This is a genomic window from Nonomuraea sp. NPDC049607, assembly GCF_040675375.1.
GTDB lineage: Bacteria > Actinomycetota > Actinomycetes > Streptosporangiales > Streptosporangiaceae > Nonomuraea.
In genome coordinates this window covers 608,414-626,432 of sequence record NZ_JBFAOV010000001.1, presented here as the reverse complement: position 1 = coordinate 626,432, position 18,019 = coordinate 608,414, and the positions used below count along the sequence as shown (strand labels likewise).

Genomic DNA, 18,019 nt, shown 5'->3' with positions numbered 1-18,019 from the left:
GCTCCCATGGTCTCCGAGCTGTTCGATCCGAAGATGTGGCAGGTAGTCGAGGGCTTCGACTTCACCGACATCACCTACCACCGGGCCCTCGACCAGGGCACGGTGCGGGTCGCGTTCAACCGGCCCGAAGTGCGCAACGCCTTCAGGCCGCAGACGGTCGACGAGCTCTACCGGGCACTCGACCACGCCAGGCAGACCACCGACGTCGGCTGCGTGCTGCTCACCGGCAACGGCCCCTCGCCCAAGGACGGCGGGTGGGCCTTCTGCTCCGGCGGCGACCAGCGCATCAGGGGCAAAGACGGCTACCAGTACGCCGACGGCACCCCCGCCACCGGGCGCCTGCACATCCTGGAGGTGCAGCGGCTGATCCGCTTCATGCCCAAGATCGTGATCTGCGTGGTGCCCGGCTGGGCCGCGGGCGGCGGCCACAGCCTCCACGTCGTGGCCGATCTCACACTCGCCAGCGCCGAGCACGCCCGCTTCAAGCAGACCGACGCCGACGTGGCCAGCTTCGACGGCGGCTTCGGCTCGGCCTACCTCGCGCGGCAGGTCGGGCAGAAGTTCGCCCGCGAGATCTTCTTCCTCGGCGACACCTACAGCGCGGCCGACGCCCACCGCATGGGCATGGTCAACGCCGTCGTCCCGCACGCGGAGCTGGAGGCCACGGCGCTGGAGTGGGCGCGCAAGGTCAACGGCAAGTCGCCGACCGCCCAGCGCATGCTGAAGTTCGCCTTCAACATGATCGACGACGGGCTCGTCGGGCAGCAGGTGTTCGCGGGCGAGGCGACGCGGCTGGCGTACATGACGGACGAGGCGGCCGAGGGGCGCGACTCCTTCCTGGAGAAGCGGGCGCCCGACTGGTCGCCCTACCCCTGGCACTTCTAGCCACGGGCTCCCCGGTCAGAGGCAGACTGGGGTGATGCGGATCAAGGTTCCCGAGGCACTGACCGAATCACATGTGAAGATCGACGGGGAGCGGGGGCGGGCGTGGTCGGCCGGCCTGCCGGCACTGGCCGAGCGCTACCTGGAGGAGTGGGGGCTGCGCCTGGACGAGGGGCCGCCCATGCACGGCGTGGTCTCCCTCGTGCTGCCCGTCGTACGGGACGACGGCACCAGAGCGGCGCTCAAGCTCCAGCCCGTCACCGACGAGAACGCCACCGAGGCGCCCGGCCTGCGCACGTGGGCCGGCAAGGGCTCGGTGCTGCTGCTGGACGAGGACCCCGAGACCGGCACCCTGCTGCTGGAACGCCTCGACTCCGACCGCCCGCTGTCGGCCGTCCCGGACGACGTCGAGGCGCTGAAGATCCTGACCGAGTTGCTGGGCCGGTTGACCGCCTTCCCCGCCCCGCCGGGCCTGCGCCGGTTGGGCGACATCGCCACGGAGATGCTGGCCGACGTCGACCGGGCGGCGGCCGCGCTGCCCCGCGAGCAGGACAGGTTCTGGCTGCGGTGGGCCGCGGACGCGGTCGCCGAGCTCGTCTCCGAACCCGGCGACCGGCTGCTGCACTGGGACCTGCACTACGACAACGTGCTGGCCGCCGAGCGGGAGCCGTGGCTGGCCATCGACCCCAAGCCGCTGGCCGGCGACCCCGGCTTCGACCTGTGGCCCGCCCTGGACAACCGGTGGGAGGCCGTCGTCGCCACCGGCGACCCGATCAAGGGCGTGCTGCGGCGGTTCGACCTGATGGTGGACGGACTGGGCCTCGACCCGGCCAGGGCGGCCGGCTGGACCCTCGGCCGCCTCCTGCAGAACGCCCTCTGGGACGTCGAGGACGGCGAGAGCGAGCTGAACGAGGTCGGCCTGGTGATCGCCGAGGCCATGCGCCACCGGCAGTGACGCCCGGCCCGCGGTCAACGCCAGTAGGCGGGGTACTTGTGGCCCGGCAGCGCCCTGCCGAGCGCCACACCGCCGGCGATCACCACGATGCCGGCCACCAGTACCGGGTCGAGCAGGTACACGGGGTCAGGGGCGGTGAGCCCGATCAGCGCCGCAGTGGCGCCCGCTGGGGGATGCGGGGCGCGCAGCAGCATCATCGGGGCCGTGGAGAGCGCCGCCGCGGCGACCGCCGCCCACACCGAGGGGCCGATGAGGGCGGTGAGGGCCAGGGCTAGCGCCGAGGCGCTCAGATGGCCGAGGAGGATGCTGCGCGGCTGGGCGAACGGCGCGGCGGGGGCCAGGGCCACGATCATGGCGGAGGCCGCGAACGGCAGCGCGAACAGCTCCAGGCCGGTAAGGGTGGTGACCAGGGCCAGCAGGGACAGCCCGGCCAGCGCTGCCACGGTGGCCAGGGCCACCACCCTTCCGGGCGGTCGTGCGGGCGCCCCCGACGCAGCGGCCCGCACGTACCTCTTCAAGGTCGCCGCCGCCGGCGAGGGCGGCGGCTCGGGCGTCACCGCCGCCCGGCCCACCGCGAGCCCCCGTGGCGGGGGTACGCGGTGGACGGCCGGGGACGGGAGCGCGGCGGAGTCATGCGGACGGGCGGTCACCGGGGCGGCCGAGCCGGTGCCGGCGGCGACGCTCCGGCGGCGGCGGTGGGACATCGGGGGCTCCCGTCAGTCGGAGAGGCGGCGGAGGAAGTCGCGGACCAGGGCGGCGATCTGGGGGCCGCGCGTCTCCAGGGCGAAGTGGCCCGCGTCCAGGAGCTGGATCTGCACGCGCTTGGTGTCCCGGTCGAAGGCGAGGGCGCCGTCGGGGCCGAAGATCTCGTCGTGCCGCCCCCAGACGGCCAGCACCGGCGTCTGGTGGGTGCGCAGGTACTCCTGCCACTCCGGGTAGAGGCCCGGGTTGCGGCCGTAGTCCACGAAGAGGGCGAGCTGGACGGCGTGGTTGCCGGGCCGGTCGAGCCGGGCCTGGTCGAGGACCGCCTTGTCGGGGTTGACCAGGCCGGCGTCACGGACGCCGTGCGTGTACTGCCAGTGAGTGGCCTCGGGCGTGAGCAGGCCGAGCAGCGCGGAGGTGTTCTCCTCGGACGGGTCGGCCCACGCCTTGCGCAGCGGCTCCCAGAAGGGCGTCAGGCCCTCCTCGTACGCGTTGCCGTTCTGGGTGACGATGCCGGTGATGCGCTCGGGGTGCCGCGTGGCGAGGCGGAAGCCGACCGGGGCACCGTAGTCGTGCACGTAGAGGGCGTACTTGGTGAGGCCGAGGGTGTCGAGCAGCTGGTCGACGACGTCGGCCAGGTGGTCGAAGGTGTACTCCCACTCGTCGGCGGCGGGGGCCGAGCTGTGGCCGAATCCGGGGTAGTCGGGCGCGATCAGGTGGAACTCGTCGGCCAGCTCGGCGATCAGCTCCTGGTAGGCCACCGACGAGGTCGGGAACCCGTGCAGCAGCACCAGCGTGGGCGCCGAGGGGTCGCCCGCCTCCCGGTAGAACACGTCGAGTCCGTCGATCACAGCGGTGCGGTACTGAACAGTCATGTCAACACTCTCCTTAACCGGCTAAATCCGTTTTGCTGGTTAAGTGATAGCATGGCGAAAGTTAACCAGTCAAATCGCTTTGAGGGGTTAGAGGCAGTGAGGATACGGCCGCTCCGCGACGAGCCCTTGGCTCTGGACCTGGTGGACACCGTGTGGGTGGACCAGGGCGCCCTCGTGGACCAGTTCGACGACCTGGAAGGCGTGCGCGCCTGGCTCGGCGACCACGGCCTGCCGGGCGAGGACGATCTGGAACGCGTCCGCGACCGCCTCGTCCTGGCACGTGACGCGCTGCGCGGGCTGCTCGAAGGACGCGGGCACGACCGGCTCAACGCGGTGCTCGGCGAGGGCGCGACCAGACCGCAGGTGGGCGACGACGGGCCGCGTGACACGGTCGTGGTGAACGATCCGGCCTGGGAGGCGGCCTGGACGGCGGCCGCCGCCGTCGTCCCGCTGCTGCGCGGGCGTCCCGAACGGCTGCGCAAGTGCGCGAACCCGGCCTGCGTCCTGTGGTTCCTGGACGTGAGCAAGAACGGCAGCCGCAGGTGGTGCTCGATGGAGGTGTGCGGCAACCGCGCGAAGGCGGGCCGGTTCAACCAGCGTCACAAGAACGCCGACTGAACCGGCCCGCCCGGAATGCGAGGAGCGGGGAACCTCAGTCCGTCACCAGGACGACCTTGCCCCGGCCGTGGCCGGTCTCGACCTCCCTGTGGGCGTCGGCGGCCTCCTCCAGCCGGTACGTCCGCCGCACCGGGAAGGCGAACCGGCCCTCGGCGTACAGGGCGGCGTACCGGCCGAGGCGTTCGGCGGTGCGCTCGCCCATCACGGTCCTGACGCCCAGCTCGGCCGCCTTGCCGTGCTCGACCAGCGTGACGATGCGCGCCCGGTCGGCGACCAGGTCGAGCGAGACCTCCAGGGCGTGGCCGCCGGCGCCGTCGAGGGCCGCGTCCACGCCGCCGGGGGCGAGCGCGCGCACCCGGTCGGCGAGCCCGTCGCCGTAGGCCACCGGGATCGCACCGAGGTCGCGCAGGTGGTCGTGGTTGACCTCGCTGGCGGTGCCGATCACCGTGGCGCCGCGCATGCGGGCGATCTGCACGGCCGCCGTGCCCACGGACCCGGCCGCGCCGTGCACGAGCAGCGTCTCGCCGGCCCCGACGCCCAGGCTGTCGAGGGCCAGCTCGGCCGTCTGGACGCCGGACGTCAGCCCGCCGGCCACCTCCCAGGGCGTCCCGGCGGGCTTGGGCGCCACGTCGGCGGCCGGGACCACGATGTACTCGGCGTAGGCGTACAGCCGCGAGAAGCCCAGCACCTCGTCCCCGGCCGACACCCCGGTGACCCCGTCGCCCACCTGGTCGACCACGCCGGCGAACTCGTTGCCAGGGATGCGCGGCCAGGGCACGTCCCCCAGGTACGGCGGCAGCCACCCCGCCCGTACGGCCGTGTCGAAGGGTTGCACACCGGCCGCCCGCACGCGTACGCGCACCTCTCCCGGGCCCGCCTGCGGCGCGGGCACCTCCATCACCTTCAGCACTTCGGGTCCGCCCGGCTCGGCGAACGCCGCCGCCCTCATCACATCGCTCATGCCGACGAGCGTGCTACCTCAACCCTGCTTGAGGTCAAGTCGGACAACTTTCGATATGAAGTCGGGAACTTTCCGCTTTAGTCGCGCTTTATATGTATATAGTCCGTCAGGACACACCGGGGGATGGGCAAACCGAGGGCTGATGACCGAGTTCTTCCACGCCGCTCTGAGCTTTCCGACGGTTATTTTCACTTTCCTCCTCGTGGCCGTCGTGGCTTATTGGCTGGCCGTCATCGCCGGCCTGCTCGACCTCGACCACGACGCGCCGTGGCTGGGGTTCGGGGGCGTGCCCGCCGGGATCGCGATCTCCCTGTTGGTCGCGATCGCCTGGCTGCTGGCCCTGATCGGCGGCCAGGTGCTGCCGGACGCCGCGCTGGCCGCCGTGCCCTTCGCCGCGGCGGCGGGCGCCTGGCTCGCCACGCGCGCCCTGATCAGGCCGCTGCGCAGGGCCTTCCCGGACGGCGGACGCCACTCGCGCGACGACCTCGTGGGCCGCCCGTGCGTCATCCGCACCGGGGCCGCCACCCCCGACTTCGGCCAGGCCGAGGTCGCCGCCGAGGACGGCTCGACCGCCGTCGTCCAGGTCCGCACGACCGGCGGGGACCGCCTGGCCCGCGGCGACAAGGCACTCATCTTCCAATACGACAAAGACGGCGAATTCTTCTGGGTCATGCCCTACGAAAGCGAGATCTGATGGACGTCATCTCCACGGGCTTCGGCGTATTTCTCGCCGTCGTCCTGGTCATCGTGATTGGCCTGCTCGTCATCATCGGCCGCCTTTTCCGTAAGGTGGAACAGGGCAAGGCGCTGATCGTGTCGAAGGTCAACAAGGTGGACGTGACGTTCACCGGCGCCATCGTGCTGCCCGTCGTCCACAAGGCCGAGACCATGGACATCTCGGTGAAGACCATCGAGATCACGCGTACCGGCCGCGAGGGGCTGATCTGCCGGGACAACATCAGGGCCGACATCAAGATCACGTTCTTCGTCCGGGTGAACAAGACCGCCGAGGACGTCATCAAGGTCGCCCAGGCCATCGGCACCGCCAGGGCCAGTGACGAGAACACGCTCCAGGAGCTGTTCAGCGCCAAGTTCTCCGAGGCGCTGAAGACGGCCGGCAAGCACCTCGACTTCGTCGACCTCTACACCAAGCGGGACGAGTTCCGCGACGAGATCATCCGGCTCATCGGCACCGACCTGAACGGCTACAGCCTCGAAGACGCCGCCATCGACTACCTGGAGCAGACCGCGCTCACCCAGCTCGACTCCAGCAACATCCTGGACGCCCAGGGCATCAGGAAGATCACCGAGCTGACCGCGCTGGAACACGTACGGACCAACGAGTTCCAGCGGGCCGAGGAGAAGGAGATCACCCGCCAGAACGTGGACGCCCGCGAGGCCATCCTGGAACTCCAGCGCCGCCAGGCCGACGCCGAGCTCAAGCAGCGCCGCGAGATCGAGACCGTCAAGGCCCGCGAGGAGGCGGAGATCGCCCGCGTGCAGGCCGAGGAGCGGCTGCGCGCGCAGACGGCGGACATCAGGACCGACGAGCAGCTCGGCGTGCAGCGCGAGAACCAGGCCCGCGAGGTGGCGGTCGCCGAGAAGAACCGCGAACGGGTGATCGCGATCGAGAGCGAGCGCATCGAGAAGGACCGCCTGCTGGAGGTCATCGCCCGGGAGCGGGAGACCGAGCTGTCGCGCATCGCGAAGGACAAGGAGGTCGAGACCGAGAAGCGGTCGATCGCCGAGGTCATCAGGGAGCGCATCGCGGTCGACAAGACGGTGGCCGAGCAGGAGGAGAGCATCAAGCGGCTGCGCGTGGTCGAGGAGGCCGAGCGCACCCGCCAGCAGGTGATCATCGCCGCCGAGGCGGAGGCTCAGGAGAACCTGGTCAAGGACATCAAGGCGGCCGAGGCGGCGGAGGCGGCGTCGAAGTTCAGGGCCCGTGAGGAGCTGGTGCTGGCCGAGGCCCGGCAGCAGGCCGCCGAGCTGGACGCGCGGGCCAAGATCCGGCTCGCGGAGGGCGTCCAGGCCGAGTCCGCGGCGGCCGGGCTGGCGCAGGTGCAGGTCAAGGAGCGCGACGCGGACGCCATCGAGAAGGTCGGCCGCGCGGAGGCGGCGTCCCTGGGCGAGAAGCTGCGGGCCGAGGCCGAGGGCGCGCGGGCCATGGCGCTGATCGAGGGCGACCGGCTCAAGGCGCAGGCCGAGGGCGAGCAGGCCATGGCGCTGGCCGGCGCCACCGCGATCGGCGAGAAGCTGAAGGCCGAGGCCGAGGGCCTGACCCAGAAGGCCGCCGCGATGGCCGCCCTGGACGAGGCCAGCCGGGGCCACGAGGAGTACCGCCTGCGCCTGGAGGCCGACAAGGAGATCAGGCTCAAGCACATCGACGTCACCCGCCAGGTGGCCGAGTCGCAGGCCAGCGTGCTGGCGGCGGGCCTGTCCAAGGCCAACATCGACATCGTCGGCGGCGACACGATGTTCTTCGACAAGGTCGTCGGCTCGATCACCACGGGCAAGGCGGTGGACGGCTTCGTCGGCCACTCGGAGGTGGCCGGGGCCCTGATGCAGCCGTACCTCAACGGGACGGCCAGCCTGGCGGCCGACATCGCGAGCGTGGTCGGCGGGGTGCGCACCGAGGACATCAAGAACCTGACCGTCTCGGCGCTGCTCATGCGGCTCATCCAGGACGGCGGCCCGCAGTCGTCGGCGCTCGGCGAGCTGCTGGAGACCGCGCGGCGGCTCGGGTTGGCCGACTCCCCGGTGGCCGCGCTGGCGGCGGCGAAGGGCTGACGTGAGCACCACCGAGCTGGAAGCCGGGACCTACGAGGTTCTCAGGAACCGTCTCCAGGCGCAGGCCAAGGCCCTGGCGGTCGCGGCGGAGGAGGTCAACGGGCAGCGGCTGCGCGTCTTCGGCGGCGCGGAGCTGCGCCTGCTCGGCACCGAGCGGATCAGGACGGAGAACAACTGCGTCCCGAGGGACATCGTCTCGCTGGGCGAGGTGATGTTGTTCGGCTACAACGTCTTCATCGGGCTCAAGCCGGAGACGACCGTGGCCGACGTGTTCGCCGTCCACCGCTTCACCAGGGACGGGGACACGTTCACGTTCGAGACCGGCAAGCTGGAGACGCTGGAGGAGCCGGCGTTCAGGAAGGACTTCGCCGAGCTGTACCGGTACTACAAGGAGACCAGCCTCCAGCAGCTCAGGCGGGTCGAGGGCAAGCTGCTGGCGGTGTTCCGGACGGGCCCCGCGGACACGCGGGTGCTCAGGTGGGCGGTCAGCAACGGCGGTGTCCCGAGATATCTGGACAACCGGGGAGAGCGGGACCACGTCTTCCCGCCGTCCCACGACTTCGAGTGGACGCCGACCACCCGCGACGACCACGTGCTCGGCCGCCATCCGCACATCTCGATCGAGGGCGAGGTCTTCGTCGAGACGATCGGCGGCGACCTGACCATCAAGGTCGAGAACAACACGGAGACCGGCGCGGGCGTCTACTCCGAGCCGGTCACCGAACGCCTCCAGTCGCTGGCCGACGCCGACGTCGAGTACGCCAGGATCGGGCCGCTCGTCCTCATGCGGATCAGGCCGTACAAGGAGCAGGACTGGCGGCATCTGGTCTTCAACACCCGTACCAAGGCGGTGACCAGGCTCGACGGCATCGGCCAGTCCTGCCAGCGGCTGCCCGAGGACCAGGGGCTGATCTTCCCGGGCGGCTACTACCTGGCGACCGGGGTCAGCAAGACGTTCGACACGGACGTGACGGACCTGGAGTTCGAGCGGGTCGTGCGCTCGCCCAACGGCGAGGACGTCCTGTACGTCTTCCACGCCCGGGGCGACGGCCGCTCGCTGCTGCTGCCGTACAACGTGATCAGGAAGGAGGTGGCCAACCCCATCGTCTGCCACGGGTACTCCCTGTTCGACGACGGCACGATGGTGGTCTTCCGCGCCCTCTCCGAGGAGCCGACCCGGGTCCACCCGATGCAGGTGTGGCAGACGCCGTACGTGTCCGACACCTACGCCGCCGCCCAGCCCGCCGGGACCGGGCCCCTGGAGCGCATCGGCAACGCCGAGCTGGTGCGCGGGATCTCCGACTGCCTGTCCGTGGCCCGCATGGTCGAGGAGATGGCGGCGTCGGAGGCCACGTTCGAGGCGCTGATCGCCGCCTGCACCCGCGCGGCGGACTCCTACCACTGGCTCGGCGAGCACGGGCTCGCCGGGCCGCTCGCCGACGTGCGGGCCACCACCGAGCAGGTGCTCGACGAGTACGAGAACGTCGAGCAGCTCACCCGCCAGGCCGCCGACACGCTGACGGCGGCGGCCGAGGAGACCACCCACCTGGTACGCCAGGCCGCCGCCGACACCCCCGCCACCGCCGACGCCTGGGTCACCACGCTGGCCGGCCTGCGCAGGCAGCAGGGCCGCCTGGTGACCCTGCGCGACGTCCGCCACATGGACCTCGCCCGCCTGGACGAGCTGTCCGCCGCCGTGACCGCGGAGCTGGCCGCGACCGGCAGGCGCGCGGTCGCCTTCCTGGAGGGCGCGGAGGCGTTCACCGCCTACCACGCGGCCGTCGAAGGGCTGGCCGCCGACGCCGCCGCGATCGCGACCGTGGCCGAGGCCGCGCCCGTTGCGGACCGGCTGGCCGAGCAGGCGGAGGGCCTGGAGGTGGTGACGGAGGTCGTCGGCTCGCTGGAGATCGCCGACGCCACGGTCCGCACGTCGATCCTGGGCCGGATCGCCGAGGTGCTGGGCGGGGTGAACCGGGCGCGGGCCCTGCTCGACGGGCGGCGGCGCGAGCTGCTGGGCTCGGAGGGCCGCGCGGCCTTCGCCGCCGAGTTCGTCCTGTTCGGCCAGGCCGTCACGGGCGCGCTGGCGATGGCCGACACGCCGGACAAGTGCGACGAGCAGCTCGGCCGCCTGATGCTCCAGGTGGAGAACCTGGAGGCCCGGTTCGGCGAGTTCGACGACTTCGCCGCCCAGCTCGCGGGCCGGCGGGACGAGGTCTACGAGGCGTTCTCGGCCAGGAAGCAGACCCAGCTGGACGGCCTGGCGCGGCGGGCCGACCGGGTCTTCGCCTCGGCCGGGCGCATTTTGGCCAGTGTGACCGGGCGGCTGGCGTCCCTGGGGTCGATGGACGAGGTCAACACGTACTTCGCCACCGATCCGATGGTCGGCAGGATCCGTACGGCGGCGGCCGAGCTGCGTTCCCTGGGCGACGCCGTACGGGCCGAGGAGCTGGACGGCCGGGTCAAGGCGGCCCAGCAGGAGGCCGGTCGCGCCCTGCGGGACCGGCTGGACCTGTTCACCGACGGCGGCGAGACGCTGCGCCTCGGCCGTCACCGCTTCGCCGTCAACACCCAGCCGATCGACCTGACGCTGGTCCCGCACGACGGCGACCTGCACTTCGCGATCACGGGGACGGACTACCGCGCGCCCGTGCCGGCCTCGTTCGCCGACACGCGGCCGTTCTGGGACCAGCTCCTGGTGTCGGAGACGCCGGACATGTACCGGGCCGAGCACCTGGCCGCCTCCCTCCTGGAGTCCGTACGGCCCGGGGCTCCCCTGGCCGACCTGGTACGTCAGGCCGCCGAGCAGCGATACGACGAGGGTTACGAGCGCGGCGTCCACGACCACGACGCGATCCTCGTCCTGGAGAGCCTGGTCCGCCTGAGCGAGGGCGCCGGACTCCTGCGCTACCCGCCCGAGACCCGCGCGGCGGCCCAGCTCTTCTGGGCCTTCGGCACGGACGAGGTTTCACGTAAAACATTGACCACCAGAGCCGCCTCCCTGGTCCGCGCCCGCTCGGTCTTCGGCCACACCCCCGCCCTGGAGGCCCTGGCCGCCGAACTCGGCGGCCAGATCGCCGCCTTCTCCCCCGGCGTGGAGAGCACGGCCGCGCTGGCGGGTGAGTACCTGGTCGAGGAGCTGGGCGCGACGCCGTTCGGCTTCGTGACCGGCAAGGCGGCCCGCGACCTGCTCGACGGCTTCAGGCAGACACTCGGCCCGGCCAGGACGCGCGAGTTCGAGGAGGAGCTGGCCGCGCTCCCTCTGCCCGAGCGGCTCCAGCTCGCCCACGCCTGGATCGGCGCCTACCGCCAGGGGCCCGAGGTGGCCGAGGCCGTCGCCGTGCACCTGTGCGACCTGCCCCGCCACGACTCCGACGCCGCCGTCGAGGAGACCGTCGAGGGCCTGCTCGGCGCGCATCCGCGCGTCCAGGACCGCAGGCTGCGGGTCAGGCTCGACGAGCTGCTGACCAGGGCACGCGCCTTCAGGCGGGAACGGGTTCCGGCCTTCCGGGCCTACCAGCGCCGCCGCAACGAGCTGGTCGAGCAGGAACGCCGCCGGCTGCGCCTGGAGGAGTACCGGCCCAAGGTCATGAGCGCGTTCGTCCGCAACCGGCTGCTGGACGAGGTCTACCTGCCGCTGATCGGCGACAACCTGGCCAAGCAGCTCGGCGCGGCGGGCGCGGGCAAGCGCACCGACCAGATGGGCCTGCTGCTGCTCATCTCCCCGCCCGGCTACGGCAAGACCACGCTGATGGAGTACGTCGCCAGCCGCCTCGGCCTGGTCTTCGTCAAGGTGAACGGCCCGGCGCTCGGCCACGGCGTCGCCTCGCTCGACCCGGCCGACGCGCCCGACGCCACGGCCAGGCAGGAGGTCGAGAAGATCTCCTTCGCGCTGGAGACCGGCAACAACACCCTGCTCTACCTGGACGACATCCAGCACACCTCGCCGGAGCTGCTGCAGAAGTTCATCTCGCTGTGCGACGCCCAGCGCCGCATCGAAGGCGTCTGGAACGGCCGGACCCGCACGTACGACCTGCGCGGCAAGCGGTTCGCGGTGTGCATGGCGGGCAACCCGTACACCGAGTCCGGGCAGCGCTTCCGCATCCCGGACATGCTGGCCAACCGCGCCGACGTGTGGAACCTGGGCGACGTGCTCTCCGGCAAGGACGAGCTGTTCGCGCTGAGCTACGTCGACAACGCGCTGACCTCCAACCCGGTGCTGGCCCCCCTCTCGGGGCGCGACGGGGGCGACGTCGAGCTGCTGGTACGCCTGGCCAAGGGCGACCCGGCCGTCCGCCCGGACCAGCTCCGGCACCCGTACGGGAAGGCCGAGCTGGACCAGGTGCTCGGCGTGCTGGGCAAGCTGGTGCGCGTCCAGGAGGTGGTGCTGGCCAACAACGCGGCGTACATCGCGTCGGCGTCGCAGGCGGAGGCGTCCAGGACCGAGCCGCCGTACCGGTTGCAGGGGTCGTACCGGAACATGAACAAGCTGGCCGAGCGCATCGTGCCCGCCATGAACGACGACGAGCTGGAGGCGGTGATCGACGACCACTACCTGGGCGAGGCGCAGACCCTCACCCAGGACGCCGAGGCCAACCTGCTCAAACTGGCCGAGCTGCGCGGCCGTCTGACCCCCGCCCAGGCGGCGCGCTGGGCGGAGATCAAGGCGGCCTTCCTCCGGGCCAGGGCGCTGGGCGGCGACGGCGACGACCCGATGACCCGAGCCGTGGGCGCCCTCGGCCTCCTCGCCGACCGGGTCGGCGAGGTGGGCACGGCCATCAGGGAATCCGACCGCTGAGCGAGGCGGCCACCGGCCGTCGGGGAGTGCGGCCGGTGGCCGAGGGAGGCACGGCCATCCGTCGGTCGGCCCGCCCTCTGAGCCGGGCGGGCACGGCCGTCAGGGGGTGCGGCCGTTGCGGGGGGCTGGGGGGAGCTCCAGGTGGGCGCCGGTGAAGGCGGCGCGCAGGCGGCGGTCGTGGGTGACGACCACCAGCGCGCCCTCGTAGTCGGCCAGCGCCTCCTCAAGCTGCTCCACCAGCATCGGCGACAGGTGGTTGGTCGGCTCGTCGAGCAGGAGCAGGTCCACCGGGTCGCTGACCAGGCGGGCCAGCTCGACCCTGCGGCGCTGCCCGTACGAGAGGTCGGCGAGCCGCCGCCGCAGGTCGCCCGGCCGGAACAGGCCCAGGCCGAGCAGCCGGTCGGCGTGCTCGTCGGGGCTGCCCGGCCGCCCCTCGGCGAAGGCCGCGAGCACGGTACGGTCCAGCCGCGCCGCCTGTTCCTCCTGGCGGAGCAGCCCGGCCCGCCCGGCCCGGCGTACGGTGCCCGCGTCGGGACGCAGTTCGCCGGCGAGCACCCGCATGAGCGTGGTCTTGCCCGCGCCGTTCGGCCCGGTGACCAGCAGCCGCTCCCCCCGCCGCACGGTGAGCCCGTCGAGCCGCAGCCGCCCCGCCACCCGCACCCCGTCGAGCACGACCGCCGACGGCGGCCCGTCCGGCACGTCGGTGAGGGACGGGACGGAGGTGGCGATGGAGGTGGCGATGGAGGCGGTGAACCGCAGCGGGACGGGCGGCGGTGGCACCGGGTGCTCCCTGAGCCACCGCATCCGCTGCTGCGACTGCCGGACGCGCCCGGCCGCACCGTGCGTACGCGACCGCGCCCGCCACGCGCCGGTGCCCATCCCTGCCTTCGCCATCGCCCGCGGGACGGCCGCCATCCGCCCGGCGTTGGCCGTCACCAGACCGGCGTGCCGGGCCAGCTCGGACCGCCACTCCTCGTGGGCCCGCACGTGCGCGGCCCGTTCGGCGGCCTTGGCCGTGAGGTAGCCGGAGTAGCCGTCGCCGTAGCGGCGCACCCGTCCGGCGGAGACCTCCAGGATCACCGTGGTGACCCGGTCGAGGAACTCCCGGTCGTGACTGATCGCCACGACCGTGCCGCGGTGCTCGCGCAGACGCTCTTCGAGCCAGGCGACGGCCTGGTCGTCCAGGTCGTTGGTCGGCTCGTCGAGCAGCAGCAGCTCCGGCGCGGCGGCCAGCGTCGCGGCCAGGGCCAGCCTCGACCGCTCGCCGCCCGACATCGTGGAGACCGGGCGGTCCCGGTCCAGGCCGGGCAGGCCGAGGCCGTGCAGCGCGACGTCCACGCGGGTGTCGGCCTCGTAGCCGCCGCGCGCCTCGAACTCGGCGAGGGCCTTGGCGTAGGCGTCCAGGTCGGTGGCGGCGAGCGCGCGCATCCGCGCCTCGATCTCGCGCAGCTCGGCCAGGGCCAGGTCCACGACGTCGGCCACGGTGGCGTGCGGCGGCAGCTCCAGCGACTGCGGGAGGTACCCCACGCCGCCGGGCGCGACCACGGTCAGCTCGCCGTTGTCCGGACGTTCGACGCCCGCCATGAGCTTGAGCAGCGTGGACTTGCCCGAGCCGTTGTCGCCGATCACGCCGGCCCGCTCGCCGGGCCTGACGGTGAGCGACACGCGGTCCAGGACGGCCCGGGTGTCGTAACGCTTGGTGATCTCGGTCAGCGCCAATTGGGCAGCAGTACGCATAGAGGCTCCACCTCCTTGTCTCAACGCGGATATGACCGGTACGAGGCGCGGCGTAGCTGTCGGCTCAACGCGGATGCGCCTCGGGCGTGAGAATCACAGGAAGCAGTAACCCATATCGCCGGACACGGTAGCCCGTAATGGGATCTTTGTACAGCCCTTTATTCGGCCCGCAGTTCCGTGGTGGCCTCCCGTTGCAGGGCCGTGGACCGCCGGAGGAAGTCGACGATCAGGGCCAGTTCCTCGTCGGTGTAGCGGTCGTACAGGCCGGACATCGCGGCCACGAACGGCTCGAACAGCTCGCCGAAGCCGGCCAGCCGCTCCCAGTTGATCTCCACGATGACCCGGCGCCGGTCCTTGGTGTCGCGCACCCGGCGGACCAGCCACTTGGCCTCCAGCCGGTCGATCAGCCCGCTGACCGAGGCCGGGGCCAGGCCGGTGTGCTGGGACAGCTCCCCCGCGGTCAGCGGGCCCTGGCGCTGGAGCAGGTCGAGTGTCTTCTCCTCGGTCATCCCCAGGCCCAGCCGCTCGCCCATGGCGCTGTGGTACATGACCGCGGCGTTGCTGCTCTCGCGACCCGCCTCGACCAGTTCGTCCAACAATTTCTTTCGATGCACCGAAATATCTCTGGACATCCCGCTGCCTGCTCTCATATATTTCGTTCGGTCGAACGAAAGGATATCACCATGAAGGCTCTGGTCATAGGCTGCGGGATCGGCGGTCCGGTCACGGCGATGGCCCTCCAGGCGGTCGGCATCGACCCCGAGATCCACGAGGCGTACGGGCGGGGCGCCGAGAACGTCGGCTCGTTCCTCAACCTGGCCTCCAACGGCCTGGCCGCCCTGCGTGTGCTCGGCGTCCACCGCGAGGCGCTGTCGTCGGCCATCCCCACCCCGCGCATGGTCATGTGGAGCGGCACCGGCAAGCGCCTCGGCGAGGTGGCCAACGGCCTGCGGCTCGACGACGGCACGGTCAGCCACACCGTGCTCCACTCCGACCTCTACGGCTCCCTGCGTGACGAGGCCGCCCGGCGCGGCATCCCCATCACGTACGGCAAACGCCTGGTCTCCTACGAGGACACCGGCGACGAGGTCGTGGCCACCTTCGAGGACGGCACCTCGGCCACCGGCGACCTGCTGATCGCCTGCGACGGCGTGCACTCGCGCACCCGTTCGCTCCTCGACCCCGGCGCGCCCGGCCCGCGCCACAGCGGTCTGTACAGCTTCGGCGGCATCGTCCGGGACGCCGGGGTCGGCGGCGAGCCCGGCGTCTACAACATGATCTTCGGCAAGCGGGCCTTCTTCGGTTACACGGTGGCCGAGTCGGGCGACACGTGGTGGTTCGCGAACCTGCCCAGGCGGCTCGGCGACGTGCCGGCGGACTGGAAGCCGGTCCTGGTGGAGGCGTTCGAGGGCGACGCGAACGTCTCGGCCGACGTCGTCCGCCGCGGCCCGGTCGACCTGGCGCTGCCGGTGTACGACCTGCCGCCGGTGCCCGTCTGGCACAAGGGCCGCGTCCTGCTCACCGGGGACGCCGCCCACGCCACCTCGCCCAGCTCCGGCCAGGGCGCCTCGCTGGCCGTCGAGGACGCGGTCGTGCTGGCCAGGTGCCTGCGGGAGGCGAAGGGCCACCGCGAGGCGTTCGAGCGCTTCGAGGCCGAGCGGCGGCCCAGGGTCGAGCGGGTGGTGGCCTACTCCAGGACGATCAGCAACAGCAAGGCCGCGGGCCCGGTCGCCCGGGTCTTCCGCGACCTGATGCTGCCGATGTTCCTGAAGCGGAGCGCGAGCCAGGAGTCACTGGCCTGGATGTACCGCCACCAGGTCGGCCTGTGACACCGCGGCGGCCGAGGCGGGCAGCAGCGGCAGCCGCACGTCCGGCGTGGGGATCAGGCCCCTGGCGTGCAGGACGCCCTTGATCACGGTCGGGTTGGGCTCGGCGAAGAGCGCGCGGGAGACCTGCGCCAGCCGGTGCCCGAGCGGACGCGCGGTGGCCACGTCACCGGCCTGCCAGGCGTCCACCAGCTCGACGAAGCTCCTGGTCAGCAGGTGCGCCGAGGCCAGGATGCCGCCGGAGGCGCCGAGGGCGAGCAGCGGCGAGACGAACGCGTCGTCGCCGCCGAGCACCTCGAACCCGGCGGGCAGGTCCGCGAGCAGGTCGATCGTGTCCTGGTCGATGCCGCCCGCGGCGTACTTGACGCCCGCGACGTTCGGATGGGCCCCGATGCGCCGCAGGGTCTCGGCTCCCACGGCCTGTCCCGTCCGGTAGGGGATGTGGTAGACCACCAGCGGCACGGGTGACGCCTCGGCCAGCGCCTCGAAGTGCGCGATCACACCGCGCTCGCCGGGCCGCAGGAAGTACGGCACGGTCACCAGGGCCGCGTCCACCCCGGCGGGCAGCTCGCGCAGCGCCGCGGCCGTCGTCCGGGTGTCGTTCCCGGTCACGCCCACGGTCAGCACCGCCCGGCGTCCGGCGCACACGCGGACGCAGGTCTCGACCACCAGCGCCCGCTCGGCGGGGTCGAGGGCGGCCACCTCGGCCGTCGTCCCCAGCGCCACCAGCCCGGCCGCGCCCTCGTCGAGCATCTGCCCGGCCAGCTTCTCGACCGCGTCGGCGGCCACCTCGCCCGACGACGTGAACGGCGTGACCAGCGGTACGTGGATTCCTCTCAGCATGCTCCGAGCCTGCCGCCCGACGACCTGTTAGGTCCAGTTCGGATTTCTTCGTTCGAGCTTAAGATGAACTTATGCTCGATCCTCGCAAGCTCCACCTGCTCCGCGAGCTGGCCAGGCGCGGCACGATCACCGCCGTGGCCGAGGCGGTCACGTTCACGCCTTCGGCGGTCTCGCAGCAGCTCAGCGCGCTGGAGCGGGAGGCGGGCGTGCCGCTGCTGGAACGCACCGGCCGCACGGTCACCCTCACCCCGGCCGGGCTGCTGCTCGTCGAGCACGCGCAGGCCGTGCTCGAACAGCTCGAACGCGCCTCGGCCGCGCTCGCCGCCGCCCGGGGCGGGCCGTCGGGCCCGCTGCGGATCGGCGCGTTCCCGACGGCCACCCGCGTGCTGCTGCCGCCCGCGCTGGCCCGTCTGACCGGCGCGTACCCGGGCCTTGAGCCGATGGTCGCCGAGATCGACCCCGCCGACGTCTCGGCGGCGCTGCGGGCGGGCGAGCTCGACGTAGCCCTCGTGCACGAGTACGACTTCGTGCCCCCGGTCACCGACGCCTCCATCGAGACCGAACCGCTGTTCACCGAGCCGATGTACCTGACCGACCGCGCCTGCGTCCCCGACGCCCGCGACGATCCGTGGATCCTGAGCAAGCCGGGCACGCTCTGCCACACCATGGCGATCAGGGCCTGCCAGGCGGCCGGCTTCGAGCCGCGGGTCCGGCACCACATCGACGACTTCGACACCGTGCTCGCCTTCGCCGCCGCGGGGCAGGGCGTCGCGCTCGTGCCCCGGCTGGCGGCGCTCACCCCGCCCGGCGGCGTCTCGCTGACCCGCCTTCCCCTGAGCCGCCGCACGCGGGCCGCCTTCCGCCGCGGCTACGGCGACCATCCGGCGGTCCGGGCGGCCGTCGCCGCCTTCCACGCCGCCGCCACCACCCTCCCCCTCTGACCGGCCTTCCGTCTCCGATCGGCGCCCGGTCTAAGAGCCTGCTGACGAAGACTTAAGTGCTCGTGGGCATGGGGCCATAGAGGGCTGGTCCGAT

General features: G+C 72.2%; 14 protein-coding genes. 8 read left to right on the top strand and 6 right to left on the bottom strand.

Features of this window, described 5'->3' with window-relative positions; all coding sequences use genetic code 11:
* Positions 1 to 6: 6 nt before the first annotated feature.
* Together AB0J97_RS03250 and AB0J97_RS03245 are read left to right on the top strand one after the other, a co-directional pair.
* Positions 7 to 885 (top strand): 1,4-dihydroxy-2-naphthoyl-CoA synthase, encoded by an 879-nt coding sequence (locus AB0J97_RS03250; protein ID WP_364083809.1) that lies wholly within the window; start codon positions 7 to 9, stop codon positions 883 to 885.
* 34 nt (positions 886 to 919) lie between these two features.
* Positions 920 to 1,837 (top strand): aminoglycoside phosphotransferase family protein, encoded by a 918-nt coding sequence (locus AB0J97_RS03245; RefSeq protein ID WP_364083806.1) that lies wholly within the window; start codon positions 920 to 922, stop codon positions 1,835 to 1,837.
* Between the two features lie 14 nt (positions 1,838 to 1,851).
* On the opposite strand, the gene AB0J97_RS03240 is transcribed toward AB0J97_RS03245, so the two are convergent.
* Together AB0J97_RS03240 and AB0J97_RS03235 are read right to left on the bottom strand one after the other, a co-directional pair.
* The gene (locus tag AB0J97_RS03240) at positions 1,852 to 2,541 is read right to left on the bottom strand and encodes an HPP family protein (protein WP_364083803.1); all 690 of its coding nucleotides are present in this window, start codon (positions 2,539 to 2,541) and stop codon (positions 1,852 to 1,854) included.
* A 12-nt stretch (positions 2,542 to 2,553) separates the two neighbouring features.
* Entirely contained in the window at positions 2,554 to 3,414 is an 861-nt protein-coding gene (locus AB0J97_RS03235; RefSeq protein ID WP_364083800.1) for an alpha/beta hydrolase, read from the bottom strand.
* A gap of 96 nt (positions 3,415 to 3,510) precedes the next feature.
* On the opposite strand from AB0J97_RS03235, the gene AB0J97_RS03230 reads away from it, so the two are divergent.
* A complete protein-coding gene (locus AB0J97_RS03230; RefSeq protein ID WP_364083798.1) occupies positions 3,511 to 4,032 on the top strand; it encodes a CGNR zinc finger domain-containing protein in 522 nt (173 codons plus the stop codon).
* Positions 4,033 to 4,066: 34 nt separating this feature from the next.
* On the opposite strand, the gene AB0J97_RS03225 is transcribed toward AB0J97_RS03230, so the two are convergent.
* A complete protein-coding gene (locus tag AB0J97_RS03225; RefSeq protein ID WP_364084242.1) occupies positions 4,067 to 4,981 on the bottom strand; it encodes an NADP-dependent oxidoreductase in 915 nt (304 codons plus the stop codon).
* Between the two features lie 214 nt (positions 4,982 to 5,195).
* Between AB0J97_RS03225 and AB0J97_RS03220 the strand changes: the two genes are divergently transcribed.
* The 3 genes from AB0J97_RS03220 to AB0J97_RS03210 are packed head-to-tail and all read left to right on the top strand — an operon-like array spanning position 5,196 to position 12,578.
* On the top strand, positions 5,196 to 5,687 hold the full coding sequence (locus AB0J97_RS03220; protein WP_364083795.1) for a hypothetical protein: 492 nt from the start codon (positions 5,196 to 5,198) through the stop codon (positions 5,685 to 5,687).
* Positions 5,687 to 7,783, top strand: coding sequence for a flotillin family protein (locus AB0J97_RS03215; RefSeq protein WP_364083792.1), 2,097 nt, complete (start codon positions 5,687 to 5,689; stop codon positions 7,781 to 7,783). Before AB0J97_RS03220 ends, AB0J97_RS03215 begins: the two co-directional genes overlap by 1 nt.
* A 1-nt stretch (position 7,784) precedes the next feature.
* Positions 7,785 to 12,578 (top strand): DNA repair ATPase, encoded by a 4,794-nt coding sequence (locus AB0J97_RS03210; protein WP_364083789.1) that lies wholly within the window; start codon positions 7,785 to 7,787, stop codon positions 12,576 to 12,578.
* Between the two features lie 99 nt (positions 12,579 to 12,677).
* On the opposite strand, the gene abc-f is transcribed toward AB0J97_RS03210, so the two are convergent.
* Together abc-f and AB0J97_RS03200 are read right to left on the bottom strand one after the other, a co-directional pair.
* On the bottom strand, positions 12,678 to 14,315 hold the full coding sequence (gene abc-f / locus AB0J97_RS03205; RefSeq protein ID WP_364083786.1) for a ribosomal protection-like ABC-F family protein: 1,638 nt from the start codon (positions 14,313 to 14,315) through the stop codon (positions 12,678 to 12,680).
* 158 nt (positions 14,316 to 14,473) lie between these two features.
* On the bottom strand, positions 14,474 to 14,914 hold the full coding sequence (locus AB0J97_RS03200) for a MarR family transcriptional regulator (protein ID WP_364083783.1): 441 nt from the start codon (positions 14,912 to 14,914) through the stop codon (positions 14,474 to 14,476).
* A gap of 84 nt (positions 14,915 to 14,998) precedes the next feature.
* Between AB0J97_RS03200 and AB0J97_RS03195 the strand changes: the two genes are divergently transcribed.
* A complete protein-coding gene (locus AB0J97_RS03195) occupies positions 14,999 to 16,144 on the top strand; it encodes an NAD(P)/FAD-dependent oxidoreductase (RefSeq protein WP_364083780.1) in 1,146 nt (381 codons plus the stop codon).
* On the opposite strand, the gene AB0J97_RS03190 is transcribed toward AB0J97_RS03195, so the two are convergent.
* Positions 16,106 to 16,984, bottom strand: a complete 879-nt coding sequence (locus tag AB0J97_RS03190; protein ID WP_364083777.1) for a 4-hydroxy-tetrahydrodipicolinate synthase — start codon at positions 16,982 to 16,984, stop codon at positions 16,106 to 16,108. The genes AB0J97_RS03195 and AB0J97_RS03190 overlap by 39 nt on opposite strands.
* Positions 16,985 to 17,055: 71 nt before the next feature.
* On the opposite strand from AB0J97_RS03190, the gene AB0J97_RS03185 reads away from it, so the two are divergent.
* On the top strand, positions 17,056 to 17,925 hold the full coding sequence (locus AB0J97_RS03185) for a LysR family transcriptional regulator (protein WP_357693502.1): 870 nt from the start codon (positions 17,056 to 17,058) through the stop codon (positions 17,923 to 17,925).
* Positions 17,926 to 18,019 lie beyond the last annotated feature (94 nt).

Excerpts from the sequence above, each read along its gene's own strand:
- AB0J97_RS03250 (WP_364083809.1), top strand. The coding sequence starts at position 7 with ATGGTCTCCGAGCTGTTCGATCCGAAGATGTGGCAGGTAGTCGAGGGC.
- AB0J97_RS03245 (WP_364083806.1), top strand. The coding sequence starts at position 920 with ATGCGGATCAAGGTTCCCGAGGCACTGACCGAATCACATGTGAAGATC.
- AB0J97_RS03240 (WP_364083803.1), bottom strand. The coding sequence starts at position 2,541 with ATGTCCCACCGCCGCCGCCGGAGCGTCGCCGCCGGCACCGGCTCGGCC.
- AB0J97_RS03235 (WP_364083800.1), bottom strand. The coding sequence starts at position 3,414 with ATGACTGTTCAGTACCGCACCGCTGTGATCGACGGACTCGACGTGTTC.
- AB0J97_RS03225 (WP_364084242.1), bottom strand. The coding sequence starts at position 4,981 with ATGAGGGCGGCGGCGTTCGCCGAGCCGGGCGGACCCGAAGTGCTGAAG.
- AB0J97_RS03215 (WP_364083792.1), top strand. The coding sequence starts at position 5,687 with ATGGACGTCATCTCCACGGGCTTCGGCGTATTTCTCGCCGTCGTCCTG.
- abc-f (WP_364083786.1), bottom strand. The coding sequence starts at position 14,315 with ATGCGTACTGCTGCCCAATTGGCGCTGACCGAGATCACCAAGCGTTAC.
- AB0J97_RS03195 (WP_364083780.1), top strand. The coding sequence starts at position 14,999 with ATGAAGGCTCTGGTCATAGGCTGCGGGATCGGCGGTCCGGTCACGGCG.
- AB0J97_RS03190 (WP_364083777.1), bottom strand. The coding sequence starts at position 16,984 with ATGCTGAGAGGAATCCACGTACCGCTGGTCACGCCGTTCACGTCGTCG.
- AB0J97_RS03185 (WP_357693502.1), top strand. The coding sequence starts at position 17,056 with ATGCTCGATCCTCGCAAGCTCCACCTGCTCCGCGAGCTGGCCAGGCGC.